This is a genomic window from uncultured Algibacter sp. (genome assembly GCF_905480415.1).
Taxonomy (GTDB): domain Bacteria; phylum Bacteroidota; class Bacteroidia; order Flavobacteriales; family Flavobacteriaceae; genus Algibacter_B.
In genome coordinates, this window is the sequence record NZ_CAJQQI010000146.1 from 1 (window position 1) to 25438 (window position 25438).

At 33.3% G+C, this 25438-nt stretch carries 25 protein-coding genes; 15 read left to right on the top strand and 10 right to left on the bottom strand.

Translation table 11 applies throughout. The annotated features are described in order from the left end of the window. The coding region (locus QZ260_RS09820) for a Tex family protein (protein WP_295985613.1) at window positions 1–2007 on the bottom strand (2007 nt) is incomplete at its 3' end. A gap of 67 nt (window positions 2008–2074) precedes the next feature. Between QZ260_RS09820 and QZ260_RS09825 the strand changes: the two genes are divergently transcribed. Further along, entirely contained in the window at window positions 2075–2539 is a 465-nt protein-coding gene (locus QZ260_RS09825) for a nuclear transport factor 2 family protein (protein WP_295985616.1), read from the top strand. Between the two features lie 244 nt (window positions 2540–2783). Here the strand turns inward: QZ260_RS09825 and QZ260_RS09830 are convergent, their stop codons facing one another. Together QZ260_RS09830 and metG are read right to left on the bottom strand one after the other, a co-directional pair. Then, a complete protein-coding gene (locus tag QZ260_RS09830; protein ID WP_295985618.1) occupies window positions 2784–3302 on the bottom strand; it encodes a ferritin in 519 nt (172 codons plus the stop codon). A gap of 41 nt (window positions 3303–3343) precedes the next feature. Then, complete coding sequence (metG, locus tag QZ260_RS09835; protein ID WP_295985620.1) at window positions 3344–5479, bottom strand: methionine--tRNA ligase; 2136 nt, start codon at window positions 5477–5479, stop codon at window positions 3344–3346. A gap of 177 nt (window positions 5480–5656) precedes the next feature. Between metG and QZ260_RS09840 the strand changes: the two genes are divergently transcribed. After that, window positions 5657–6673, top strand: a complete 1017-nt coding sequence (locus QZ260_RS09840; RefSeq protein WP_295985622.1) for an LD-carboxypeptidase — start codon at window positions 5657–5659, stop codon at window positions 6671–6673. A 189-nt stretch (window positions 6674–6862) separates the two neighbouring features. Then, the gene (locus QZ260_RS09845; RefSeq protein WP_271559828.1) at window positions 6863–7102 is read left to right on the top strand and encodes a hypothetical protein; all 240 of its coding nucleotides are present in this window, start codon (window positions 6863–6865) and stop codon (window positions 7100–7102) included. A 126-nt stretch (window positions 7103–7228) separates the two neighbouring features. Here the strand turns inward: QZ260_RS09845 and QZ260_RS09850 are convergent, their stop codons facing one another. Continuing rightward, on the bottom strand, window positions 7229–8005 hold the full coding sequence (locus QZ260_RS09850; RefSeq protein WP_295985625.1) for a TerB family tellurite resistance protein: 777 nt from the start codon (window positions 8003–8005) through the stop codon (window positions 7229–7231). A gap of 119 nt (window positions 8006–8124) precedes the next feature. Between QZ260_RS09850 and QZ260_RS09855 the strand changes: the two genes are divergently transcribed. The 6 genes from QZ260_RS09855 to QZ260_RS09880 all read left to right on the top strand — a co-directional run bounded on the left by QZ260_RS09855 (window position 8125) and on the right by QZ260_RS09880 (window position 11869). Then, entirely contained in the window at window positions 8125–8535 is a 411-nt protein-coding gene (locus tag QZ260_RS09855) for a BrxA/BrxB family bacilliredoxin (RefSeq protein ID WP_295985626.1), read from the top strand. A gap of 177 nt (window positions 8536–8712) precedes the next feature. Next, window positions 8713–9111, top strand: coding sequence for a hypothetical protein (locus QZ260_RS09860; protein ID WP_295985629.1), 399 nt, complete (start codon window positions 8713–8715; stop codon window positions 9109–9111). Window positions 9112–9136: 25 nt separating this feature from the next. Next, a complete protein-coding gene (locus QZ260_RS09865; protein ID WP_295985630.1) occupies window positions 9137–9874 on the top strand; it encodes a lysophospholipid acyltransferase family protein in 738 nt (245 codons plus the stop codon). An 11-nt stretch (window positions 9875–9885) separates the two neighbouring features. Then, on the top strand, window positions 9886–10884 hold the full coding sequence (locus QZ260_RS09870; RefSeq protein WP_271559819.1) for an acyl-ACP desaturase: 999 nt from the start codon (window positions 9886–9888) through the stop codon (window positions 10882–10884). Between the two features lie 8 nt (window positions 10885–10892). Beyond that, window positions 10893–11111 carry a hypothetical protein gene (locus QZ260_RS09875; RefSeq protein WP_295985632.1) on the top strand — a complete coding sequence of 73 codons (219 nt, stop codon included), beginning with the start codon at window positions 10893–10895 and terminating at the stop codon, window positions 11109–11111. 104 nt (window positions 11112–11215) lie between these two features. Then, window positions 11216–11869 carry an HD domain-containing protein gene (locus tag QZ260_RS09880; protein WP_295985634.1) on the top strand — a complete coding sequence of 218 codons (654 nt, stop codon included), beginning with the start codon at window positions 11216–11218 and terminating at the stop codon, window positions 11867–11869. 213 nt (window positions 11870–12082) lie between these two features. Here the strand turns inward: QZ260_RS09880 and QZ260_RS09885 are convergent, their stop codons facing one another. Continuing rightward, window positions 12083–12958, bottom strand: a complete 876-nt coding sequence (locus QZ260_RS09885) for a helix-turn-helix transcriptional regulator (RefSeq protein ID WP_295985637.1) — start codon at window positions 12956–12958, stop codon at window positions 12083–12085. Window positions 12959–13704: 746 nt separating this feature from the next. Here QZ260_RS09885 and QZ260_RS09890 point away from each other — a divergent pair. Next, a complete protein-coding gene (locus QZ260_RS09890) occupies window positions 13705–14307 on the top strand; it encodes a hypothetical protein (RefSeq protein WP_295985639.1) in 603 nt (200 codons plus the stop codon). Window positions 14308–14495: 188 nt separating this feature from the next. Here QZ260_RS09890 and QZ260_RS09895 read toward each other — a convergent pair whose 3' ends face one another. The 5 genes from QZ260_RS09895 to QZ260_RS09915 form a co-directional block, all read right to left on the bottom strand. Beyond that, complete coding sequence (locus QZ260_RS09895) at window positions 14496–15278, bottom strand: enoyl-CoA hydratase-related protein (protein ID WP_295985641.1); 783 nt, start codon at window positions 15276–15278, stop codon at window positions 14496–14498. Window positions 15279–15323: 45 nt separating this feature from the next. Then, window positions 15324–16808, bottom strand: a complete 1485-nt coding sequence (locus QZ260_RS09900) for an ATP-binding protein (protein WP_295985643.1) — start codon at window positions 16806–16808, stop codon at window positions 15324–15326. Window positions 16809–17147: 339 nt separating this feature from the next. Continuing rightward, complete coding sequence (locus QZ260_RS09905; protein ID WP_295985649.1) at window positions 17148–17696, bottom strand: CopD family protein; 549 nt, start codon at window positions 17694–17696, stop codon at window positions 17148–17150. Between the two features lies 1 nt (window position 17697). Beyond that, window positions 17698–18732 (bottom strand): ferrochelatase, encoded by a 1035-nt coding sequence (hemH, locus tag QZ260_RS09910; protein ID WP_295985652.1) that lies wholly within the window; start codon window positions 18730–18732, stop codon window positions 17698–17700. 262 nt (window positions 18733–18994) lie between these two features. Next, on the bottom strand, window positions 18995–19894 hold the full coding sequence (locus tag QZ260_RS09915; RefSeq protein ID WP_295985654.1) for an AraC family transcriptional regulator: 900 nt from the start codon (window positions 19892–19894) through the stop codon (window positions 18995–18997). A 187-nt stretch (window positions 19895–20081) separates the two neighbouring features. On the opposite strand from QZ260_RS09915, the gene hemA reads away from it, so the two are divergent. The 5 genes from hemA (at window position 20082) to QZ260_RS09940 (ending at window position 25437) form a co-directional block, all read left to right on the top strand. After that, on the top strand, window positions 20082–21344 hold the full coding sequence (gene hemA, locus QZ260_RS09920; protein WP_295985656.1) for a glutamyl-tRNA reductase: 1263 nt from the start codon (window positions 20082–20084) through the stop codon (window positions 21342–21344). Then, window positions 21337–22911, top strand: a complete 1575-nt coding sequence (gene hemC, locus QZ260_RS09925) for a hydroxymethylbilane synthase (RefSeq protein WP_295985659.1) — start codon at window positions 21337–21339, stop codon at window positions 22909–22911. Before hemA ends, hemC begins: the two co-directional genes overlap by 8 nt. A gap of 48 nt (window positions 22912–22959) precedes the next feature. After that, window positions 22960–23985 (top strand): uroporphyrinogen decarboxylase, encoded by a 1026-nt coding sequence (gene hemE / locus QZ260_RS09930; protein ID WP_295985661.1) that lies wholly within the window; start codon window positions 22960–22962, stop codon window positions 23983–23985. Between the two features lie 158 nt (window positions 23986–24143). Then, on the top strand, window positions 24144–24902 hold the full coding sequence (locus QZ260_RS09935) for an EI24 domain-containing protein (protein ID WP_295985664.1): 759 nt from the start codon (window positions 24144–24146) through the stop codon (window positions 24900–24902). Beyond that, a complete protein-coding gene (locus QZ260_RS09940; RefSeq protein WP_295985666.1) occupies window positions 24892–25437 on the top strand; it encodes a GNAT family N-acetyltransferase in 546 nt (181 codons plus the stop codon). The genes QZ260_RS09935 and QZ260_RS09940 overlap by 11 nt, the downstream gene beginning before the upstream one ends. Window position 25438 lies beyond the last annotated feature (1 nt).

The following is a 25438-nucleotide window of genomic DNA, read 5'->3' on the forward strand; positions in this document are numbered from 1 at the left end:
ATTTGATACATGGATTAATCCGCTTTCTTTAATACCAACATCTACAAAACATCCGAAGTTTGTAATGTTATTAACGATTCCTGGAAGTAATTGCCCATCGCGTAAATCGTTAATGGTTTTTATATTTTGATTAAACGTAAATACTTTAGCCTGTTCCCTAATATCCAATCCAGGTTTTTCTAGTTCTTTAATGATATCTTCAAGCGTTAATAGACCAACTGAATCTGTGCAATATTTTTTTAAATCTATTTTTTGAAGTAACGCTTTATTTCCAATTAAATCGTGAACTGATTTACCCAAATCTTTAGCCATTTTTGTTACTATCCCATAACTTTCAGGATGCACTGCAGAATCATCCAATGGATTTTGCGCCTCCTTAATTCTCAAAAACGCTGCGCCTTGTTCGAAGGCTTTTCCTCCTAAACGTGGTACACTTTTAATTTCTTTTCTAGATGTGAAAACGCCATTTTCGTTTCTGTAATTAAAAATGTTTTCAGCTAGTTTTGGACCAATACCTGAAACAGAACTTAGCAACGGTTTACTTGCCGTATTGATGTTTACACCAACAGCATTTACACAATTTTCTACCACAACATCCAATTGCTTTTGAAGTTTGGTTTGGTCTACATCATGCTGGTATTGACCAACGCCAATAGATTTTGCATCAATCTTTACCAATTCTGCTAGCGGGTCTTGTAAACGACGCCCAATAGAAACTGAACCACGAACCGTAACATCATAATTTGGGAATTCCTCTCGTGCTATTTTTGAAGCTGAATAAATACTTGCTCCCGCCTCACTCACCACAAATACTTTTACATCATTTTTAAAATGTACTTTTCTAATCAAAGCTTCGGTTTCTCTTGAAGCGGTACCGTTTCCAATAGCAATGGCTTCAATTTTATAAGCATCTACTAAAGATGCTATTTTCTTCATAGCTCCGATACTATCATTCTTCGGTGGATGTGGATAAATAGTTTCGTTATATTTTAATTGCCCTTGAGTATCTAAGCACACCACTTTACAACCTGTTCTAAATCCAGGGTCGATAGCCAAAACGTGTTTTTCTCCTAATGGAGATCCTAATAACAATTGTTTTAAGTTTTTTGCAAAAACATTAATTGCAGATTCATCTGCTTTTTCTTTTGCTATATGCAAAGCTTCATTACTTAACGATGGTAATAATAAGCGTTTGTATGCATCTTTAATGGCTAGTTCTATTTGTTCGGCACAAGCGTTATTAGAACGCATCATTCTACTCTCAATTTTATCTAAAGCTTTGTCGTTATCTATCTCAATTTTAACACGAATAAAGCCCTCACTTTCGGCTCTTAAAATAGCTAACAAACGGTGCGATGGGATTCGGCTTAAGCTTTCTTCCCAATCAAAATAATCTCTAAACTTTTGTGCTTTTTCGTCGGTCACTTTTGTTTTTATCACTTTCGTGGAAATCATTGCGAAACGCTGAAGCTGATGACGAATATTATTTCTAATATCAGTACGTTCATTAACCCATTCGGCAATAATATGTCTGGCGCCCTCCAAAGCGTCTTTAACATAATATACATAGCCTTTTACGTATTTAAATGCTATAGATTCGATATCATTAGCCTTCTGGCTCATTATAATTTTGGCAAGTGGTTCTAATCCGTTTTGGCGTGCTTTCTCTGCTTTAGTTTTTCGACTTTTTTTATAGGGTAAGTATAAGTCTTCAAGTGTCATTAAATCTTGAGTGTCTTTAATTTTATGTTTTAATTCTGAGGTTAAAACATCTTGCTCTTCTAAAGCTTTTAAAATGGCTTTTTTTCGTTTTTCTAGAGCTTCAAATTGTTCTTTATATTTTACGATATCACCAATTTGAACCTCATCTAAATTTCCGGTGCGTTCTTTTCTGTAACGCGAAATAAAAGGAATGGTACAATCTTCATTAAGTAATTCAATCGTATTTTTTACTGATTGCTCTGGTAATTGTAACTGAGAAAGTATGTATTTTAGTTGTGTCGACATTCGCCTTAAAAATTATGATGCTAAAATAAGGTTTACGTATGACTTAAATTTGTAAAATAATAACCGTATGAAACACCTATTAAAAGTACTTTGTATTTTAATTCTAACAAGTTGTGAAAAACAAAAAGAAGTAACTACTAATAATGTTGAAGATTTTGTATCAGTAGAGCAAGTAGTTCAGCGCGTTTTCGATGATATTTGGAGTTCTAACAAATCTGAATTGCTTTCAAAATATCATACCGATGATTTTATACTTTTAGAACATGGCGAAGTTTGGACAAACGACACCATTTTCAATTGGTGTGAACGTGCTAAAAAAAGAGATCAAGGTGCGAAACGCATCAATAGTTTTGATTTTTTTAAAGCTGAAAGAGAAGGCAATCGTATTTGGATGGCATACCACAATTATGCAACATTTAAATCTGAAAATGGAGAAGGAAAAGCGCAATGGTTAGAAAGTATAATAGCAGTAAAAAAAGATACTGTTTGGAAGTTGGAATTAATGCATTCTACTCGAGTGAATAGAAAATAAGGGTTATTAAGCAACTTTTTTAATCAAATCAAAACAAGGGCATTTTTTACAACGCCTATTTTTGTCTTCTTTAAATTTTTTGCAGCAACTATCTTTAGCTTTTTTATGCAGTTTTATGCCTAGTTTGCGTAATCTTTTAATTGCTTTCTTTTTCTTCTTTTTGCCCAAAATAACATGCGATATTCAGATCGACACACAAAAATAAGTTATTTTTATTAAATCTAAATAAGCTAAAACTTTAAAGTTAAAGGGGCGTATTTGTAGCTGCTGTAGTTACTGTTAGATTTTCAATATCTCTATCAAATAGATACAAGCCACCTTTATCATCACCAATCATATTTATTTTATCCAGAATGGTGCGCGCTACGGCCTCTTCTTCAATTTGTTCTGCTACATACCACTGTAAAAAGTTATGAGTAGCATAGTCTTTTTCTTGTAGGCTTATGTGTACTAATTCATTAATACTTTGAGATACATAAACTTCATGTTCAAACAATTTTTCGAACATTTCTTTAATTGATTTGAATGTGACATTTGGTGCTGCTAATTCGGAAATTTGTGCATGACCTCCGCGCTCATTTACAAACTTTACCAACTTCAACATATGTTCACGTTCTTCATCAGATTGTGCATACATAAAATTAGAAATCCCTTCTAAACCTTTAATCTCTGCCCAACATGCCATGGCTAAATAAATTTGAGAAGATTCTGCTTCTATTCGTATTTGACTATTTAATGCGGCTTCTATGATTTTTGATAACATAATATTTTGTTTTATGTAAAGTTACTAAAAACGTTTATTTTTTAGCTAATCTGCAACCCATTTACAACACTAGTATCATCAGGATTTACGAACACCAATTTGCCGTCAGCATTTTCAGTCATTAAAATCATACCTTGACTCTCAACACCTCTTAACGCCCTCGGTGCCAGATTTACTAACACTGTTACACGTTTCCCAACCACTTCTTCCGCAGTAAAACTTTCAGCAATACCAGATACTATGGTTCTTGTATCAATTCCTGTATCAACTTTAAGTTTTAATAATTTTTTGGTTTTTGGCATTTTTTCTGCTTCTAAAATTGTGCCTACACGCATATCTAACTTTGTAAAATCCTCAAATGTGATAGTATCTTTTTGAGGTTCTACTGTTTTGTTTGCCGCTTCGTTTGCTTTTTTACTTGCTTCTAATTTATCAAGTTGTTTTTGGATGGTTTCGTCTTCTATTTTAGAGAATAACAATTCTGCTTTTCCTATTTTATGTCCCTCTGGCAATAACGTTTCTTTTGTGCTTACTTCATTCCAGGATATCGCGTCATTGTGAGACTCATTTTTTTGAGTCGTGGCAATCTGTTCATTTGAAGAGATAACCACGTCGCTTCTCTCCTCATTATGACGTAATCCAAGAATATTTTTAAGTTTTTCAGAAGTAAACGGTAAAAATGGTTCACACAAAGTTGCTAATGCCGACGCTATTTGCAGCGACACGTACATAATAGTTTGTGTTCTGGCTTCATCAACTTTAATGACTTTCCACGGCTCTTCGTCTGCTAAATATTTATTTCCTAAACGTGCTAAATTCATCAATTCTTGTCCCGCCTCTCTAAAACGGTAACGTTCTATTGAACTTGCAATGACATCTGGATACGCTTTAATTTTAGCTAAAGTTTCGGCATCAACTTGTGTAAAATCACCAGGAGTTGGTACAACACCATCATAATATTTGTTGGTAAGCACAACTACTCGGTTTATAAAGTTCCCGAAAATAGCTACTAACTCATTATTATTTCTAGCTTGGAAATCTTTCCAAGTAAAATCGGTATCCTTTGTTTCCGGCGCATTTGCATTTAATGAATAACGTAACACGTCCTGCTGACCAGGAAATTCCTCTAAATAATCCGGTAACCAAACTGCCCAGTTTTTGGAGGTTGATAACTTATTACCTTCTAAATTTAAAAACTCATTTGCTGGTACATTTTCTGGCAGAATATAACTGCCTTCTGCTTTTAACATAGCTGGAAAAATAATACAGTGAAATACAATATTATCTTTTCCTATAAAGTGAACTAGTTTTGTGTCTTTGTCTTTCCAATACGGTTCCCAGTCTTTTCCAACACGGTCTGCCCATTCTTTGGTTGAAGAAATGTAACCAATAGGCGCATCAAACCAAACATACAACACTTTCCCTTCTCCGCCTTCTGCTGGTACAGGAATTCCCCAATCTAAATCTCTGGTTACCGCACGTGGCCGCAATCCATCATCAATCCAAGATTTACATTGTCCGTATACATTAGGTTTCCAATCTTTTTTATGACCTTCTAAAATCCATTCTTTTAAAAACGCTTCATGTTTGTCTAAAGGTAAAAACCAGTGTTTCGTTTGTTTTAAAGTCGGTACATTTCCTGTAATTGCAGATTTTGGATTAATCAAATCTGTAGCATTATGGCTCGTTCCACAACTTTCACATTGATCGCCATAACTTTCTTCGTTCCCACATTTAGGGCAAGTACCAACAACAAAACGATCTGCTAAAAATTGATTTGCTTCAGCATCATACAACTGTTCTGTAGTTTCTTCTATGAATTCACCTTTTTTATCTAAAGTTTTAAAAAACTCTGAAGCCGTTTCATGATGAATAGGTGCCGATGTACGTGAATAATTATCGAACGTTATTCCAAAATCTTCAAACGATTTCTTAATAATTGCATGATATTTATCAACGACATCTTGAGGCGATACACCTTCCTTCTTTGCCTTTATAGTAATTGGGACACCATGTTCGTCACTTCCACCAATAAATGCTACATCATTCCCTGTTAAACGTAAATAGCGCGCATAAATATCTGCTGGTACATAAACACCTGCTAAATGCCCAATGTGAATTGGCCCGTTTGTATAAGGAAGTGCAGTAGTAATTGTATATCTTTTAGGCTTGTTCATTAATCTTAAAAAATTAAATTTCAATGTCATTCCGAAGGCGATACGACTGTAATAATCTCTCAAACAGGAGTTCTAATTCAACAAATTGTTGCGCTTCGCTCGAAATGACGGTTCTTTTTGAAGCCGTAAAAGTACACAATTTGAGGGCTATTTAGAAAAAAAATGTACATTTACATTATGTCGAAAACCCTACTAATTTTAATCTTGTTTTCTGTTATTTTTTTCTTTGGAATAAAAAAATCAACATCACAAAATATAGCTAATGAAAAACAACACAATACTTTGAAACAACCACCATACTTAAAAACGGGCGATACAGTTGCTATTGTCGCACCATCAGGGATTTTAAAAAATAGAACAGACGAAGTTCAACAAGCTCAAGCGCTTTTAAACAGTTGGGGGCTAAATTCTGTTCTTGGAAAACATGTGTTTAGTAAAGCAGATCATTTTGCAGGAACTGATGATGAGCGTTGTGAAGATTTGCAAGAGGCTTTAGACAACCCAAAAATTAGTGCCATTTGGTGTGCGCGTGGTGGTTACGGAACAGTTCGGATTTTAGATAAGCTAGACTATTCAATATTTAAACAAAATCCAAAATGGCTTATTGGGTATTCTGATATTACAGCACTTCATAATCAAATACATAATGAAGGTGTAGAGAGTTTGCATGCCATTATGTGTGTTAGTTTACCAGAAGATGAATCTGAAATTCAAGCTAGTATTTCAACCTTCAAAAATACACTTTTTGGCACCCCTTTAAGCTACATTTTAGAAGGTTCAAATTATAATAAAACTGGAACTACTTCAGGGCAATTGGTTGGTGGCAACCTCACTATGATACATACCTTGTTAGGATCTAAAACAAGCATTGATACATCAGGAAAAATCCTGTTTATTGAAGAGATTGGTGAATACAAATATCATATTGATCGCATGCTACAAAGTCTAAAACGTGCAGGTTATTTTGATAATTGCAAAGGTCTTATTGTTGGCGATATGACTAAACTTAGAACAAATACGACACTTTGGGGAACGTCAGTAGAGCAACTTATTTTAGATGCTTTGTCAGATTATGATTTTCCTATTGCCTTCAATATGCCTGCGGGACATGAAAAAGATAATCAGGCTTTGATTTTAGGCAGAACAATTCAGTTAGTAGTTAGCAGTTCGCAATCTTCAATTCTGTTTAACTAAATAAATTCAGATCAAACAAAGGCTTTAAAACACTTCAATTTGCATAAGGGTTTTTACCTTATAATAAGATTCTGTAGTCTAAATCGTTTGTTAAACGACTATAAGGGGTAATCAACTGATATTTTTAAAAATTATAAAAATATGACCTAATTTTGAATGCAAATTTTAATAATCCTTAACACCATAAATATGATGAAAAAATTACAATTACTATTCGTTGCAATGATGCTTTTGTTTGCTATTGATGTAAAAGCTGACGATACAATAAATTCAAACTTGAATTTAAATAACCCAGACGTGCGTAAATGTCTAATGGAAGCTTCAAAAAGTGAAGGCTGGAAATTAGCAGCATTATATTATAACGCAGATGAGAAACTAGTTATGATTTTTGAAAAAGGCAATAACAATAAAACTTATATGAGTAAATAATTGTTATTTAATCAAGCCATTTTAAACCAGCTATTCAATTTTGTTTAGCTGGTTTTTTATTTAGATTCCCGTTTTGATGCAACAGGAAACTATTAATTATATTGATGGAAATTATAAATCAACGCATTAAAACCTGCGCTCTTTCTGAATCTGCTCATAAGCAGCTTGTACTTGTCTAAACTTTTCTTCAGCGCCTTCTTGGTGTTCTTTGCCTAAATGAATTACTTTATCTGGATGGTACTTTTTAGCCATTTTTCTGTAAGCCTTTTTAATCTCGCTCACCGTAGCACTTTTAGTTATTTCTAAAACCTTATAAGCATTTTCGCTACTATTATAAAACATAGCTTTAATACTTTCATAATCTCTAGAACTAATTCCTAAATAACCTGATATGGTATAGATTTGACGTTCTTCATCCTCAGTAACAGTTCCATCTGCCTTGGCGATACCAAATAAAAAATGCATGAGTTGTAAACGTGATGGATGATCCATCATTTGCCGTATTTGCAAACACACTGGCCTTACTGAAATATTTTGTTTACTTATATTTTTAAACAATTTAAAAGCGTGATTTGCACGCTCTTTACCATATATGTTTGAAAACTGCTGACGTACAAAATCTAACTCGCGTTGGTCTTGAACACCATCCGCTTTAATAACCACCGAAGCTAACACTAATAAACTCACTTCGAAATCACCAGATTCTGTTTGCGGGCGTTGCCTAGGTTGTGTTCTGTAGGTAGACCCTCTTCCTCTGGTTGTTTGCCCTTGCCCTATAAATGGGTTCTCTTTTCCATCTGCCATAGCATCTATAACGCTTCCTAAGGCCAATCCAATTATTGCCCCAATTGGACCTCCAAACGACCAGCCTATAGAGGCTCCTATCCATTTTGAAAAACTCATGTAAGTATAAATTTTGTTTATCGTCAAATATAATATTTGTTAGTTGATTGATTCACTATTTTGTTACACAATTGGTATCTTTGCAACTCGAAAATGTTAATAATTTAAATTTAAAAAATATGTATCCACCAGAATTAGTAAAACCAATGCGTGAGGATTTAACCAAGGTTGGTTTTGAAGAATTGCACACTGCAGAGGCGGTTGATGCGGCTATAGCGAAAGAAGGTACAACACTTGTTGTAGTAAATTCGGTTTGTGGTTGTGCGGCAGCTAATGCTCGCCCAGGCGCTAGAATGAGTTTGCAAAACACTAAAAAACCAGACCATATTGTAACGGTTTTTGCAGGTGTAGATAGAGAAGCTGTTGATGCAGCTCGTGGACATATGGTTCCGTTCCCTCCAAGTTCACCAAGTATGGCTTTATTTAAAGATGGCGAACTGGTTCATATGTTAGAGCGTCATCACATTGAAGGAAGACCTGCAGAATTAATTGCAGAAAACCTTGTTGATGCTTATAACGAGAATTGTTAGAAAACCTTCGTGATTCTTAGAAAAGCGGGAGAATCTGTTTCAAGTGAAAAGGTTTCAGCGTTATTTCTTCCTCGCAATGACAAAACAAATTATACTAAACCACGATTAATTCGTGGTTTTTTATTTTTATACGCAACCATTTTAGAATTATTTCACCTCATAAATAAATTGTAAAAAATGAAGAAATTAATATCCAAATTCATTTTAGTACTTCTTTTTTTATTGTTATTTTCTACACAATGTGAGGACGATATTCCGCCCTTCACCCAAGAAACTGAACAACAGGAGTTAGCTGCTTTAAAAACTGAAATTGAAAATTTAGCTAACACTTCTTTTTGTGGTGATGCTTTTGAATGTAAATTTATTGCTTTTGGCAGTAAGCCTTGTGGTGGCCATTGGGGTTATTTGGTTTATTCCACTTCTATTGATACCGAAGAACTTGAAAACAGGGTTGAGAGATATAACCGAGAAGAAGCTATTTATAATACTGGATGGGGTATTACCTCTGATTGTGCGGTTAACAATCCACCTGTGAGCATGAATTGTGAAAATAACGCTTGTGTTGCTGTGTACTAAAACATAGTTTATTTATTTTTGGGGCATGTTAAAACTCTTGTCCTATCCATTATCAGTTATTTATTATGTGTTTTTTGGGTTAGCACTGATTTTGATTCATCCTATACAATGGCTATGTTTTAACTTTTTTGGTTATCAAGCTCATAAAAAAAGTGTAGATTTTTTACAACTTTGCTTAATGCGATGCGCTCATATTTTAGGCACGCGATTTTCATTCAATAATCCTTATATTATAGATACTAATCGCCCTTTAATTATTATTGCAAATCATCAAAGTTTACATGATATATATCCACTTACCTGGTATATGCGAAAATACCATCCAAAATTTATTAGTAAAATTGAATTAGGCAAAGGCATACCTAGTGTGTCATATAATTTACGTCATGGAGGTGCCGCTTTAATTGATAGAAAAAACCCTAGACAATCCATACCCGCATTAATGAAATTTGGAGAGTATATTGAAAGCACAAAACGTGCGGCTGTTATTTTTCCTGAAGGCACAAGAAGTAAAGATGGTACACCAAAGTCTTTTCAAACTAAAGGATTAGATATTCTATTTAAAAAAGTGCCTTCCGCATTAGTGGTTCCTATAACCATTAACAACTCATGGAAAATGTTACGCTATGGAAAATTTCCAATGGGCATAGGTAATCATCTTAAGTTTACCGTCCATAAGCCTTTAGAATTAGCTACCTTTGTCGATAAGCAAGAGCTTATTAACCGTATTGAATCGACTATAAAAAATCATATTGAACATTAAAAAAGTTATAAATGTCTTTAAAAAATAAGAGATTAGAAGTCATGCAGTTTTTGGAAAAAGACGTTGATGCATTAATGGAGAAATATTTAATCCCTGTAGACAGTATTTGGCAACCTACAGACTTTTTACCAAATTCTGAAACTACGGACGATGCCTTTTTTGAGGAAGTTAGAGAAATTAGAGAATTAGCTAAAGATTTACCTTATGATTTTTGGGTAGTTTTAGTTGGTGATATGATTACTGAAGAAGCATTACCAACTTACGAATCTTGGTTAATGGATGTTGAAGGTATAGACCAAGTAAATGGTGAAAATGGTTGGGGAAAATGGGTGCGTCAATGGACTGCTGAAGAAAACAGACATGGCGATGTACTTAATAAATACCTATATCTTTCTGGTAGAGTAAACATGAAAGAAATTGAAAAAACTACGCATCACCTAATTGCTGATGGTTTTGATATTGGAACGGACCGAGACCCTTACAAAAACTTTGTGTACACTAGTTTTCAAGAATTAGCTACGTATATTTCGCATAACCGTGTAGCAAAACTTGCAAAAGACAAAGGCAATAAGCGTTTGTCAAAAATGTGTAAAATCATTTCTGGTGATGAAATGCGCCACCATCATGCGTATTCTGAGTTTGTAGAGCGTATTTTTACAGTAGATCCTAGCCAAATGATGATGGCTTTTCATTATATGATGAAACAAAAAATTACTATGCCTGCTCACTTTTTAAGAGAATCTGGTGGTAAAATAAGTTCCGCTTTCGAAGAGTTTTCAAATACAGCACAGCGCATAGGCGTTTATACCGCTACGGATTATGTAGATATTCTTCAAAAGTTAATTGAACGTTGGGAAATTGATAAAATTACTAATCTTTCAGACGAAGCTGAAAAAGCTAGAGATTATTTAATGAAACTTCCAGCTAGAATGTATCGTATATCTGAGCGCATGAAGATTCCTGAAAATTCATTTCAATTTAAATGGGTTGAGCCGGCAATTATCAAGTAAATCATACCTTGTTTAGACCTATTTCATGTTCAGGAAATAGTAAACCATATTCTGATACTATTTTTGTTTATCAACAAAAAGGGGGTTTTTTAAAATCAACTTACTACGGTGGAAATAGTATTGAAAGGCATTTAAGTGGTTTAGTTGCTGATGATGGTGCTATTAATATGAGCTACCATGAAATCAATAAAAACTGCGAATTAGTGACTGGAATTTTGCAGGTCTAAACCAGAAATTGATTCCAACGGAAAATAAAAATTTATGAAAGTTGGTAGTGGAGTTCTGGCGATAAATCAAAGTGCACTTATATTCTAAAAGAAATTTAAAAGTCATGATTTCAGAAGAAATAATCAATAAAACGATACGTTTTGTAAAAAAGACTTTAGCTGATGCTGAAGGTGGACACGATTGGTTTCATATAAAACGTGTTTACAGAAACAGCCTTTTAATTAGTAAAACGGAACCTGTTGATGAGTTAGTTGTGTCTTTAGGGTCATTACTTCATGATATAGCAGATAGCAAATTTCATAATGGCGATGAAACTATAGGTCCAAAAATAGCACGAGAATTTCTATTTGAACTGAATGTCGATTCAAAAACAATAGAACATGTCGTGAATATTATAGAAAACATATCTTTTAAAGGTGGTAATGAGGCTCAAAAATTCAAATCTCCTGAGTTAGATGTTGTTCAGGACGCTGATAGGCTCGATGCCGTTGGCGCTATTGGCATAGCCCGGTGCTTTAATTATGGAGGTTTTAAAAACAGAACGCTTTATGATCCTGATATTAAGCCCAATCTTGGCATGACTAAAGAACAATACAAAACTTCGACCGCACCAACAATCAATCATTTTTACGAGAAACTTCTGCTTTTAAAAGATAGAATGAATACTAAAACAGGGAAACAAATCGCTAATAAGCGACATGCCTACATGTTGGGTTTCTTAGACCAGTTTGATAGTGAATGGAAGGGAGAAAAGTAATAGTCTTACTGCACAAGGCTCGTCGTATTAATTTTCTAGAGCAACTTGTAATGCTGTAATTTTATATTCCAAAATCGAAAGTTCTTCTGCATTTTCAATAATTTCTTCAACGGTTAAATCGTCTTTACCGTTAATAAAATTCATTATGCCGTTCTTCTTATAAGAATAATATTTTAAAGTTTCATTAATTTTATCAGTCATAACCTTCACTCTTTATTGAATAATTAACTTAATTTCTTTTCTGTAATTTGAAGCACTCTTACCTGTTATTTCATTAAAAACTTTATTAAAATGCGAGAAATTATTAAATCCACATTCAAAACAAACATCTGCAATACTCATTTTACTCTCTTCAGATAATAGTTTTGTTGCATGGACCACTCGGTATTCATTTACTACTTGAGTAAACGTTTTTCCTGTAGCTTTTTTAAAATATCTACAAAAAGCAGGTACCGTCATACTTACCTCATCGGCTATTTGATCTAATGTAATATGTTGTTGAAAATTTTTGTTCACATGTTTAAATATGGCTCCAATCTTAGCGCTGTCTTGAGCTTCCGCTTCAAATGCAAAACCATCAGCGTTCAAAAGTGAATAATCTTCTGTTTTTGATAAGTAATTGAGAATTTCCAAGAACTTTAGGGTACGATCTAATCCGACACTCTCTAAAAGTTTATCAATTTTAGGCCCTATATATGCTTTGGTTTCCACATGAAAGCGAATACCCTTCTTGGCTCTTTCAAATAAGGCCTTAATATCCGCCATTTCAGGAATTTTAATAAAATCATTTCCTAAAAAATTAGATTTAAACTGCACTGTGGTTTCAGATCCATTGGCGGTAAGCCTATCTGCAAAACCATTATGTGGCAAGTTAGATCCTATTAATATAAGTTGACTGTTGTTAAAATAAGATAAGTGATTTCCAATATGTGTTTTACCCTGTCCTTTGTTTACATAAACAAGTTCAAGTTCTGGATGAAAATGCCAGTAAGCATAATACTTATCTGCCTTTTCTAAATGCTGCTTTACTAGCATAGAACTTCCAAAACTCGGGGAAAGTTTTTCTAAAGTAGGTTTCTTGTTAACCATGAAAGGATTTATTTACAACAAATTTACTATTTATTATGCATAGATTGTATATTTAATTATCCTAAATATATGATATATTAACTTTAAATTAAGTTAACAATAAGTTAACAGATAATTTAGCACATAAATTAGTCAAAATCAGTGTTTTTATAGCTGATGTTTGTTCTTAATTTTGTTGTGTAATAATTTTTAAACTAATTTATTATGTATTTAACTGAAAAAAGTAGTAAAACATATTTTATATACCATACCATTTTTACTAGTCTAGTATTAAAAGGTAGTAAGACACCGTATAAAACGAAAAGAATTAATTTTTCTGTATCAGGCTTTTTTAAAGCATATTGGAAATACTATAATTTATATGACGTCTATATTACACACCCAAACCAAACTGTATACACTAATATGGGTAGGAGCGAAAAAACAAGATTCTAAAAAATTTAAAAAAAACAACTCTTAACACAGAGTAACAGTATTCATTAATTAGTTTAATGTCTTATTTAGTTTAGTTTAGTTTGTAAAAGTGGGCTGTGGTGGCTCACTTTTTTTTGGCTAATTTTTTCTTATAAAGATTTTATAGTTCAAAAAAATATACTCAATTAACAGGCAAATATTCTATTTTAATACAACATTAATTTGATGTAAATACAATAGATAAAATACCATATAAACCCATCAAAATCAATGTTTTATAAGCCATAATACGACTATATATTTGCCGTGTTGAACGTTAAAAAAACCAAATCATGAAAAACGCAATTAAGTACTCAAAAAAAGGAATTGTAATGGTAACATTGTTTACTACCTTATTAAGTTTCGCAAATGAAAATTCATTTTTTAATATTAAAAATGACGCAAAAAAGACAGCCCTTACTTTAAAAAGTGTTAAAGAAGGAAACCAATTATCTATAATAGATAATAACGGTATAATTTTATATAGAGAAATCATTGAAATAAATGGAAATTATAATAAAGAATTTAATTTAACATCACTTCCAGATGGTGCGTATATTTTTGAACTTGACAAGGATTTAGAAATAAACACGATACCTTTTACTATAAAGTCTAATATTGTTCTTTTCGAAAAAGAAAAGGAAAAAACAATTTTTAAGCCTTTGATAAGAGTTAAAGACGATATGGTATATGTTTCAAAACTTTCCTTTAATGAACAACCTTTAAAAATTGAAATTTACTTCACAGGATCGAACGGGTCTGAACTCATGTTTACTGAAACCATCGAAAACACTAAAGTTATCGAAAGAATCTTTAAACTAGATGGCTTAAAATTTGGTTCTTATAAACTTGTATTCCATGGAGAAGGCAGGGAGTTTATCAAATACGTTAATTAATTTCTTAATACCTAATTTAAATTTAGTTATTAAAAGTGAGCCGTCGAGGCTCACTTTTTTTTTAGGACAATTTTAACTTAATATTTTTACCAAGTCTATGTAAATTATAATTAAGCTTAGGTATTTATTGATCCTTAAAACACCTTTTTCTAGCTAGTTTTATAGAATTATTTATTTGTTGTGCTATTTTACCTCCCTGGAAAATCAGCTTTACGTTTTGCTAAAAAAGCGGTAGTGCCTTCCTCAAAATCTTCAGTACCAAAACAGTTTCCAAATTCCTGTTTTTCAATATCAAACCCGTTTACACCATCTTTAAAATTGGCATTTATTGCGCTTATAGCTGCCCCAATAGCTACAGAAGAATTTCGAGAAATTTTAGTTGCTATTTTTTCGCAAAGTGGCAATAATTGGTCTTGAGTTGTTACATGATTAACTAATCCGTATGTTAATGCTTGATTTGCATCAATCATTCCAGCTGTCATTATCATTTCCATAGCGCGTCCTTTACCAATTAATTGTGGTAATCGTTGTGTGCCACCGTATCCTGGGATAACACCTAAAGACACCTCTGGTAAGCCCATTTTCGCATTATCGCTAGCCACCCTAAAATGGCAAGACATGGCTAATTCTAATCCGCCACCAAGTGCAAAACCATTTACTGCCGCTATAACTGGTGTTGATAGATTTTCAACAAAATCAAATAACAATTCTTGTCCTTGGGCAGCCAATTTTTTACCTTCACTCACATCAAAATCTGCAAATTCACTAATATCTGCACCTGCTACAAAGGCTTTCTCTCCACTACCATTAACTATAATAACTTTGGTGTCTTCATCTTTATTAGCAGTATCAAATGCGTCGTGCAATTCTTCTATAGTCTCTCTATTTAAAGCGTTTAATTTTTTTGGACGGTTAATAGTTATGGTTGTTATGCCATTCTCTTCTTCTATACGTAAATTGTTGTATTTCATAATTCTGGTGTCAATTAATAAGATTCCTGCCTGCGAAGGAATATGTTATTCTTTTGGAAATGTTACTTTAAATATTGTGCCTTTATCTTTTTCTGAAACAAACGAAATGTTTCCTTTATAGGTTTCCACTATATTTTTAACCATAGCCAAACCAAGCCCCATACCACTGGTTTTTGTTGTAAATTTTGGTTCAAACACTTTATGCCTATTTTCTTCTGCTACACCTGAACCATTATCTGCAACTGAAATAATAACATCGTCATTACTTTGCCTAACATTAATTACAATTTTTGGTGTTTGGTCATCAGCGATTGCTTGAGTCGCATTTTTAACCAAATTGGTTACCACTCTAATAAGTTGCGTTCTATCAAATTTTGCTATGATTTCTTCTGAATCGGCAGTGAAAAAAATATAATCCTCATTAAAAATATCTAAAGCTAGCTTTACAATTTTAACAACATTTAAGGTTTCATTTTGTTGCGCTGGCATTTTGGCGAAATTTGAAAATGCTGATGCAATGGAACTCATCGTATCAATTTGCTGGATTAACGTTTTACTATATTCATCAACCTTAGAATGGATGTTTTCATCTTCAGGGTTAAACTTACGCTGAAAATTTTGGACCGTTAAACGCATAGGTGTTAACGGATTTTTAATTTCGTGAGCTACCTGTTTTGCCATTTCTCTCCATGCCTGTTCACGCTCACTTCTTGCTAATTGGACTGCACTTTCTTCAAGCTCATCAATCATGCTATTGTAAGAGTTTACTAAGGCGGAAATTTCCTCACTAGTATCATCAACATCGATTCTTTCGTTTCGCTTTTCAAGCCTTGTTGTATTGATTTTGTCGCTAATAGTTTTTAAAGATTTTGTAATATATTTTGATAGTAAGAAGGCTATAGCAATAGCCGTTAATAATACCAACATAAAGGCAAAACCAATACGCTGTAAGAACCCTTGTAACTCTTTAGTAAGAAAATCGTCTTTTTCCAAATATGGAATATTTAATATCGCTAAGGGCTTTGACTTATTATCAGTTATGTAAGTATAAGACGATTGAAAGGTTTCACCATTCTCTTTGTGAATATCTACATGCCTATGTTGTGCAATTTCTGAGGCATTATTAAATTCTATATTATTGCTTAAAGCATTCATGATATCTGCATCAATGCATTTATCGGCATTATTCTCTTGCAGACCTGCTTTTGATGAAATTAAGAGCCCGCCTTCTAAATCGTATAAATTAATTTGAAGTTTATGAATGTCTGCGACATTATAAATTTCATCTTTAAAAATATAAGGGATGTTTTCTGTTTTAATTTCCCATGTGTTTTGCCTGCCATTTAAAACACGTTTTAGATGCGTTTGGATACTACCCTCTTTACGCTCTAATCGACCCTTATGATAATCTGAACTTTGCTCTTTATATTGATATATGGCTACCGCCGAAATAAGTGCAGATGCCAATAACACTAGCAATATCATAGCTAGAAATATACGGGTACGTAAAGCGAGTTTTTTTAATTTCATCTGTAAATTCTCATTACTTTCTATCTGTTAGACCTAACATCCTAAAATAAAAAATATCTTCTTGATTTAACTTTTAAATTAGATGTTTTGTCTGCAAATTATGATTCAATAAATATAGCAATAATCAAACCAAACAGCCTAAGCCTTATTTAAAAAACAAGAAGTTAGCGGATGTGCGCGTTAGGGATAGAAAAGGAAATTCTTTTTGTGCTTCACTATACGTTTGATTTGAAACCCATTTTAAAAATATAGAACACCCTTGATAAGATACCTAGACGAGCTCAGCACAAGAAAGATTATATTGGATAGCCCGACCCAAAAGGGTAACGCCCAAATAATTTAAGCATCGGGGTTTTTGTTTCGAATATTCTTGTAAACTTTAAAGCCTAACATGATGAGGACTCCCAGGGCGATAATACCGATGATTCCCCAAACCCAATTGATGGCGCTTTTTAAAATAACTAGAAAAACAACTGCGAACAGTATGAATGTTGCGCCCTCGTTCCAGATACGCATAAAACTTGATGTTTTTTTTACGAGATCGTTTTGCAATTGCTTGTAATATTGATGTGTTTTTAAGTGATAAATGAACAGTAAAAGTACAAAAGCGAGTTTTACATGCATCCATGGTAGTTGTAGCCAATAAGGTTGTAAAATGAGTAACCAAACAGCGAAAAGGGTTGCCAGTACAGCTGATGGCCATGTGATAATGAACCATAACCGTTTTGCCATAAGTTTAAGTTGTTTACCAAGAATTTCTTTATCTGGTGATGGCTTATGAAACGCTTCTATTTGATATACAAAAAGACGAGGTATATAAAATAAGCCCGCAAACCATGTGATTACAAAAATGAGATGAAAAGCTTTTATATAGTTGTAATATTCCATTCTAACTTACTAACTCTGGTGTTTGTACCCAATTATTAATCCACTTAGATAATAGGTCTACAAAATCTGCATCATCATTTAAACATGGTACTACTGAAAACGCTTTCCCGCCTACTTCATGAAATATTTCTTCACCTTCCATAGCTATTTCTTCTAGAGTTTCTAAACAATCACTAACAAATGCTGGGGTTACGATAGCCATATTTTTAACGCCTTGTTTCCCTAAACGCTCTATAGTTCTATCTGTGTAAGGTTGTAACCATGGATCGAAACCTAAACGGGATTGAAAGGATGTTGAATAAGTACCTTCTTTTAATTGAAGTTTTTCTGCAACTAATCGTGTGACTTCTTTACATTGATGTCTATAGCAAAATTCATGCGCTTTACTTGGTGTTTCACAACAGCTGCCATCTATTTTACAATGGGACTTTGTAACATCGCTTTTTCTGATATGGCGCTCTGGAACACCATGGTATGAAAATAATAAATGCTCGTAATCATTCTCTTTTAAATGATTTTTTATAGAGTTTGAAAGCACTTCTATATAATCTGGTTTATTATAAAAAGCTGATACAGATTCTATTTTTAAATTTGGGAAATGTTGCTCACGAAGTTCTTCAGCTAACACAGTAATAGTCTCGGTTGTAGCCATAGCAAACTGAGGATATAAAGGAAATAGCAATACCTCTTCAACTCCTTTATCAACCAATTCTTGGAGTCCTTTTTTCATAGTCATACGCCCGTAACGCATAGCCAAAGCCACAGGTTCTTCTACTTGTTCTTGAATTTTGTTTTGAAGTCTTTCAGACAACACAATAAGAGGTGACCCTTCATCCCACCATATTTTCTTATAGGCTGCTGCAGATGCTTTAGGTCGTGTATTTAAAATAATGCCTTTTACCAAGAGATTTCTAGCCCAAAGTGGTACATCTATCACGCGTTCATCCATCAAAAATTCGCCTAAATACTTTTTTACATCTTTTGGTTCTGGGCTATCTGGAGAACCAAGGTTTACTAATAAAATTCCTTTTTTCATATTGCAAAAATACAACACAAATTGCAATCATAATATTTAGCAACAAATAATTCCAACCGATTATTACTTAGTAGATACTTTCTCTTCGAATTTTTGCTGATGATATAACTTAGGTCTTTCCTCATTATAATAACAATCTTGAAAAATACCACAAGACGTATTAGATCGGACCAAAGATTTTGCATTCATGTTTTTTGATAGAGCTGCTATTTCTGGGGTTAAATATTTCATGTTATTAAGTTTTATAGAAACATCTTCAAATCTAATTCAAAGACATCACATATTTTTTAGGTGTTGTGCCGTATTTCTTTTTAAAAGCTGCTATAAAGTGACTAGATGTACTGTAACCTACTTTATGCCCTACTTCGTTTACATTATCGTTGCCAGCTTCTAATAATTTTCGTGCAACTTCCATTTTATAGTCAAACAAAAAGCTGAAAACCGAATCGCCATAAATTTGTTTAAAGCCTTCTTTTAATTTTTTAAGGCTCAATCCAATTTCATCAGCTAATTCTTGTAAGCTTGGTGGCTCGGCCATACGAGAAATCATGATATCTTTGGCATTTTTAATTTTAATGACGTTAGTTTCATCTACTAAAAACGGACATTGCTCAATATTAGCATCTTCACTTCTATTAAAATATAAACTCAACAACTCATAAGCCTTGCCTTTAAAATATAAAGACTTTATAGATTGATTAAGATTATAATTTATTAATTGATTCAGCACGATAGCCATAGAAGGTGATATAATGCCATCTTTATAATATTTTTTATCCCTATTATCTTCACTCAAAAAAGTAATATAATCTGCTTCTTGCGAAAATAAACCGTGAAAATTTTTAATAGATATAAGTACGGAAACCATCCAAGAATGTGGATTTACTTCTAAATTTATTGGAAGATCGCGCTGCGGATTATAAAGTAATAGTGAGTTTTCCTCAAGAATATTTAATCGATATCTCCCTTCATTAAAAACAAATTGACTAGAGCCTTTAACACAAAAATGAAATTGAATGAAATTACTATCTATTTCTTTATCAAGAGATTGCATTTCGTTCGTTTCATTTTTATAAGTCAATACTAAAACACCTTCATCAACTTTTGTTTCGTCAAAAGCACTTCTAGCGACACTTTTATTAGCTTTAAATTCTTGATTCATGTTTTTTATTTAGATTGATTATAAATAAAACGCCTAAAAAAGGCCTAATTCAATGCCAAAATATGACATTTATCATAGAATAATAAAATATAACGTTAAAAAACCACAAACGATACTTAAAGTTCTTTGAGCGTTACTTTTTTTTAAGCCATCCGTATATTTTTGCCTCATATTATCAGGTATAGCAATGCAAAAATACAATATTAGTAGAAGTAGTTCTTTTTATGCCATTGGTTTAAGTTACAAAAAAGCCGATGCAGATATAAGAGGTCTTTTTAGTTTGGATGAAGCTTCCAAACTCGCATTACTTTGTCAAGCTAAAGAAAATGATATTGAAAGCTTGGTGGTTACCTCTACCTGCAACCGGACTGAAATTTACGGTTTTGCACAACATCCCTTTCAATTAATACAACTTCTTTGTGATAATGCTCGCGGAACGGTTGAAGAATTCCAAGAAGTCGCCTACATCTACAAAAACAAAGAGGCTATTGCACATATGTTTCGTGTGGGTTCTGGTTTAGACAGTCAGATTCTTGGAGATTTTGAAATTATCAGCCAGTTAAAAATCAGTGCAAAATTATCTAGAAAACACGGATTATTAAACCATTTTACTGAGCGTTTAGTAAATGCAGTTATTCAAGCTAGTAAACGTATTAAAACAGAAACTGATATTTCTTCAGGTGCAACTTCTGTTTCTTTTGCTTCCGTACAATATATATTCAAAAATATTGAAACCGTTTCCGATAAGAATATTTTATTATTCGGGACGGGAAAAATTGGCAGAAACACTTGTGAAAACCTCGTAAAACACACCCAAAATAAGCAAATAACCTTAATCAACAGAACAAAAACAAAAGCAGAACAAATTGCTGGAAAGTTTAATTTATTGGTTAGAGACTATGCCAATTTACAAGAAGAGATTAGTGAATCCGATATTCTAATTGTAGCTACAGGTGCGCAGCGCCCTACTATTGATAAGCATATTATTCAATCAGAAAAACCTTTGTTGATTTTAGATTTATCAATTCCTAAAAATGTTAACGAAAATGTTCAAGAATTGGAAAATGTATCGCTTGTTCATCTAGACCATTTATCGCAAATTACAGATGAAACTTTAGAAGCTCGTAAAGCTCATATTCCTTCAGCAGAAATTATTATAGAAGAAATAAAAGCAGAATTTAATAGTTGGTTAGAAACTAGAAAATTTGCACCAACCATTAAGGCTTTAAAACATAAATTATCTGATTTTGCTACTGCGGAATTAGATACTCAACGCAAAAAAAATGCTGACTTTAACGAAGCTCAAGCTGAATTAATTAGCAATAACATCATTCAAAAAATTACTAACCACTTTGCGCATCACTTAAAAGATGATGACGTATCTACTGATGATAGTTTGGAACTCATTAAAAAAGTATTTCAGTTAGAACCTTCCACAAAAAATGTCTAAAACCATAAGAATTGGTACGCGAGATAGTGAATTAGCACTATGGCAAGCCAACATTGTAAAAAAATTACTCGAAGAAGCAGGTCATAAAACTGAACTCGTTCCCGTAAAATCTACGGGCGATCTAGTTTTAGATAAGCCGCTTTATGAATTAGGTATTACAGGTATATTTACCCGAACTTTAGATATCGCCATGTTAAATCACGACATCGATATTGCTGTGCATTCTTTAAAAGATGTACCTACAGTTTTGCCAAATGGGATTATGCAAGCGGCAGTTTTAAAACGAGGAAATGTAAATGATACGCTTGTTTTTAAAGACAATGAAGAATTCTTAGGCGCTAAAGAAGCTGTTATTGCAACGGGTAGTTTACGTAGAAGAGCGCAGTGGCTAAATCGCTTTCCAACACATACTATTACTGATTTACGTGGTAATGTAAATTCACGTTTACAAAAACTTGAAGACAATGATTGGAACGGTGCCATTTTCGCTGCAGCTGGAATTGGCAGAATAGGTGTTAGGCCAGAAGAAGCTATCAATTTAGATTGGATGATTCCTGCACCAGCTCAAGGTGCTATTATGATTACCGCTTTAGAAGAAGATGAATATGTAAAAGAAGCATGTGCTGAACTAAACCACGAAGAAACCGAAATTTGCACGACTATTGAACGTGATTTTTTAAATAAATTAGAAGGTGGCTGTACAGCGCCTATTGGTGCTTTAGCCTATATTAAAGATGAGGAAATAAACTTTAAAGGTGTTTTATTAAGTGCTGATGGCACTAAAAGAATTGATGTTACACGAGTTAAAAAGCTAGGTGAACATAACGATATGGCGCAGTATTGTGCTGATTTTGTTATTGAACGTGGTGGCAAACGTTTAATGGACAAGATTAAACATTCTGATAAAAAAACGAATGTGTTTTCTACAAAATCGTTTACCGAAGATCAACGCTTATTATTTCATGAAAAGGTCGTTGCAGAAAGCTTAGATTTTATAAAAATAAGTTTGAATCGTATTCACCCTCGTTTCTTAAAAAATGAAATTCAAAATGTAGTGATTACTAGTAAAAATACTGTTGAATCACTGACTACAAACTATTCTGCAATAGAATTGCAGTTTAAAAATATTTATTGTGTTGGGCGCAGAACCAAACGTCTTGTAGAAAACAAAATAGGCAAAGTCAAGCACACTGAAAAAAATGCTCAAAAATTGGCTGAATATTTAGTGGATTTCATAGAAGGTACTGAAGTTACTTATTTTTGTAGCGATATTAGGTTAGATGCTTTACCAACTATTTTAACTGAAAATAACATAACTGTAAATGAAGTTGAAGCCTACCAAACCAAAGATGATGGCCATGAAGTAGATGATTCTGTTGAAAGCGTCATGTTTTACAGTCCATCAACTGTAGAGAGTTTTGTACGCAGTAATAAAAAAGAAATAACTGCCTTTTGTATTGGCGAAACAACTGCAAAAGAAGCTAGCAAGCATTTTAAAGATGTTAAAACCGCAAAAGTACCAACAGTAGAAAGTGTCATTGAATTAGTGAATGAATATTATATATAGCTGATAACCCTGAATTAAAAGCTAAGGACTAACAGCCAACAAACAGATATGATTAAAAACGACTTATTTTTAAGAGCATTAAAAGGAGAAACTGTAAACCGCCCACCCGTTTGGATGATGCGTCAAGCAGGTCGATATTTGCCGGAATTTATGGCTATCAAAGAAAAGTATGATTTCTTTACACGTTGCCAAACACCAGAATTAGCCAGTGAAATTACAGTACAACCTATCCGAAGATACGGTATGGATGCTGCTATTTTATTCAGTGATATTTTGGTTATTCCTCAAGCCATGAATATTGAGGTACAAATGAAACCAAATTTTGGTCCGTATTTACCAAACCCTATTCGTTCTCAAAAAGACGTTGATAATGTAATTGTCCCAGACGTAAAAGAAGCTTTAAATTACGTTTACGAAGCAATAAAAGCAACTAAGGAAAAGCTAAATAATGAAATCCCGTTAATAGGTTTCGCAGGCTCCCCTTGGACTATTTTATGTTACTGCGTACAAGGACAAGGCAGCAAAAATTTCGATAAAGCCAAAGAATTTTGTTTTACAAATCCTATTGCAGCACACCAACTATTACAAAAAATCACAGATACAACCATTGCCTATTTAAAGGAAAAGGTAAAGGCAGGATGTAACGCGGTTCAGGTATTTGATTCTTGGGGAGGCATGCTCTCACCAGTCGATTATCAAGAATTCTCGTGGCAATATATTCAACAAATTATAGACGCCTTAAAAGATGATGCACCAGTAATTGCGTTTGGTAAAGGCTGTTGGTTTGCACTTGGCGACATGGCAAAATCTGGAGCTTCTGCTCTTGGTGTAGATTGGACATGCTCTGCTAGAAATGCGCGCTATTTGTCTGGTGGAAATATTACTCTACAAGGTAATTTCGACCCAACTCGTCTGTTTTCTCCACCTGCAAAAATCAAGAAAATGGTACACCAAATGATAAACGAATTTGGAAAAGACAAATACATCGTAAACCTCGGCCATGGTATTTTACCAAACATACCACTAGACCATGCTAAAGCTTTTATAGATGCCGTTAAGGAATACGGAAATTAAAATATTGCGAGCGTTACCTACTTTTTTATGTAACCTTTGGTTTTAAAAACCTAATTATCGTTGTAAAAAAGCAGGTCGGGCTTTCGGCAGTCGCTTCCCGATAAAAAAATCAGGAGAGCTTCAACAAATGCCTCAATCCCTAACGCAAAAGTAACGTCATGATTAAAAACATCATTTCAGGAATTAAAGCATACTTCGGTGCTTTCAGTTTAATTTCAAAATTAAAACTCTGGAAGTATTTTGCTATACCCATGATAATTAGTTTGGTAACAGCAATTGCCGTATTTGGTTCAGCTTACGGATTATCAGATAACATTGGTGCTTTCATTTCAAAAATCTGGATTTGGGATTGGGGACATGACACATTTACTTCCATTAGCAATTTTATTGGTGGATTAATAGTAGTAGTTATCGGGCTTATACTTTTCAAACATATCATAATGGCATTATCAGCTCCATTTATGAGTCCTGTTTCAGAAAAAATTGAAACTCATTTTACAGGTAATCCTTCGCATTCACATAGAGATACCACCTTTATGCAACAACTTTTGCGAGGTATCCGTATTAATGGGAGAAACTTAATTATGGAATTGCTTATAACCATTCCTATTCTACTACTTAAGTTTATTCCAATAGTCAATATTTTTTCAACTCTTTTGTTATTCATGGTACAGGCCTATTATGCAGGTTTTGGTAATATGGATTATACTTTAGAACGCCATTTTCAATACAAAGACAGCTTGCAATTTGTTCGTAAACATCGTGGTTTAGCTATAGGTAACGGCATTGTTTTTATTCTCTTTTTATTAATTCCAATAATTGGAGTAATTTTAGTGCTTCCGTTATCAGTTACTGCAGCTTCAACCAGAACGGTAGAAACACTTCAACTTAAAAACACACCAACAAATGCAGCTTAATTTTGGTTCATATCATATCATCCCTATACATGAAAATGATGGATGGACTATCTGTAACTTTGCGGTTGCTAATGAAGATCGGTTAAAACACTATTTTCCTGGAACCTTAAAACAGAATTTAACACCTGATTTATCACATATTTTTGTCGAAAAAAAGGTCAAACAATTTGAGACTAAAGAAGAGTTTTTATTCTCTTTAAGAGAAAACGAATCCAATAAATTGATAGGTTTAGTTTACATCAAAGCAGTCGATTGGAAAACAAAACAGGGCGAATTCGCATATTGTATAGATTATAGTGTTGAAGGCAAAGGTGTAATGACAGAAGCTGTAAAACAATTATCAGACTATGCTTTTGAAACATTGAGTTTAGAAACGCTGCAAATCATTTCACATAAAAGTAATATTGGCAGTATTAAAGTTGCTAAAAACAATAATTTCTTCTGGATTAAAACACTTAAAAACGAGTTTACACCCCTAGAAGGAAAGCCATCAAACATGGAATTATACGAACTATATAAAAAAATAGAATCTTAAA

Bases quoted from the DNA above. Each gene is read 5' to 3' on its own strand.
- QZ260_RS09915 (WP_295985654.1), bottom strand. From the start codon at position 19,894: ATGAATCAAGAATTTAAAGCTAATAAAAGTGTCGCTAGAAGTGCTTTT.
- QZ260_RS09860 (WP_295985629.1), top strand. From the start codon at position 8,713: ATGAAGAAATTAATATCCAAATTCATTTTAGTACTTCTTTTTTTATTG.
- metG (WP_295985620.1), bottom strand. From the start codon at position 5,479: ATGAACAAGCCTAAAAGATATACAATTACTACTGCACTTCCTTATACA.
- QZ260_RS09885 (WP_295985637.1), bottom strand. From the start codon at position 12,958: ATGGTTAACAAGAAACCTACTTTAGAAAAACTTTCCCCGAGTTTTGGA.
- QZ260_RS09840 (WP_295985622.1), top strand. From the start codon at position 5,657: ATGTCGAAAACCCTACTAATTTTAATCTTGTTTTCTGTTATTTTTTTC.
- QZ260_RS09870 (WP_271559819.1), top strand. From the start codon at position 9,886: ATGTCTTTAAAAAATAAGAGATTAGAAGTCATGCAGTTTTTGGAAAAA.
- QZ260_RS09825 (WP_295985616.1), top strand. From the start codon at position 2,075: ATGAAACACCTATTAAAAGTACTTTGTATTTTAATTCTAACAAGTTGT.
- QZ260_RS09900 (WP_295985643.1), bottom strand. From the start codon at position 16,808: ATGAAATTAAAAAAACTCGCTTTACGTACCCGTATATTTCTAGCTATG.
- hemC (WP_295985659.1), top strand. From the start codon at position 21,337: ATGTCTAAAACCATAAGAATTGGTACGCGAGATAGTGAATTAGCACTA.
- QZ260_RS09855 (WP_295985626.1), top strand. From the start codon at position 8,125: ATGTATCCACCAGAATTAGTAAAACCAATGCGTGAGGATTTAACCAAG.
- QZ260_RS09895 (WP_295985641.1), bottom strand. From the start codon at position 15,278: ATGAAATACAACAATTTACGTATAGAAGAAGAGAATGGCATAACAACC.
- QZ260_RS09905 (WP_295985649.1), bottom strand. From the start codon at position 17,696: ATGGAATATTACAACTATATAAAAGCTTTTCATCTCATTTTTGTAATC.
- QZ260_RS09880 (WP_295985634.1), top strand. From the start codon at position 11,216: ATGATTTCAGAAGAAATAATCAATAAAACGATACGTTTTGTAAAAAAG.
- QZ260_RS09940 (WP_295985666.1), top strand. From the start codon at position 24,892: ATGCAGCTTAATTTTGGTTCATATCATATCATCCCTATACATGAAAAT.
- QZ260_RS09850 (WP_295985625.1), bottom strand. From the start codon at position 8,005: ATGAGTTTTTCAAAATGGATAGGAGCCTCTATAGGCTGGTCGTTTGGA.
- hemA (WP_295985656.1), top strand. From the start codon at position 20,082: ATGCAAAAATACAATATTAGTAGAAGTAGTTCTTTTTATGCCATTGGT.
- hemE (WP_295985661.1), top strand. From the start codon at position 22,960: ATGATTAAAAACGACTTATTTTTAAGAGCATTAAAAGGAGAAACTGTA.
- QZ260_RS09830 (WP_295985618.1), bottom strand. From the start codon at position 3,302: ATGTTATCAAAAATCATAGAAGCCGCATTAAATAGTCAAATACGAATA.
- hemH (WP_295985652.1), bottom strand. From the start codon at position 18,732: ATGAAAAAAGGAATTTTATTAGTAAACCTTGGTTCTCCAGATAGCCCA.
- QZ260_RS09890 (WP_295985639.1), top strand. From the start codon at position 13,705: ATGAAAAACGCAATTAAGTACTCAAAAAAAGGAATTGTAATGGTAACA.
- QZ260_RS09935 (WP_295985664.1), top strand. From the start codon at position 24,144: ATGATTAAAAACATCATTTCAGGAATTAAAGCATACTTCGGTGCTTTC.
- QZ260_RS09865 (WP_295985630.1), top strand. From the start codon at position 9,137: ATGTTAAAACTCTTGTCCTATCCATTATCAGTTATTTATTATGTGTTT.
- QZ260_RS09845 (WP_271559828.1), top strand. From the start codon at position 6,863: ATGATGAAAAAATTACAATTACTATTCGTTGCAATGATGCTTTTGTTT.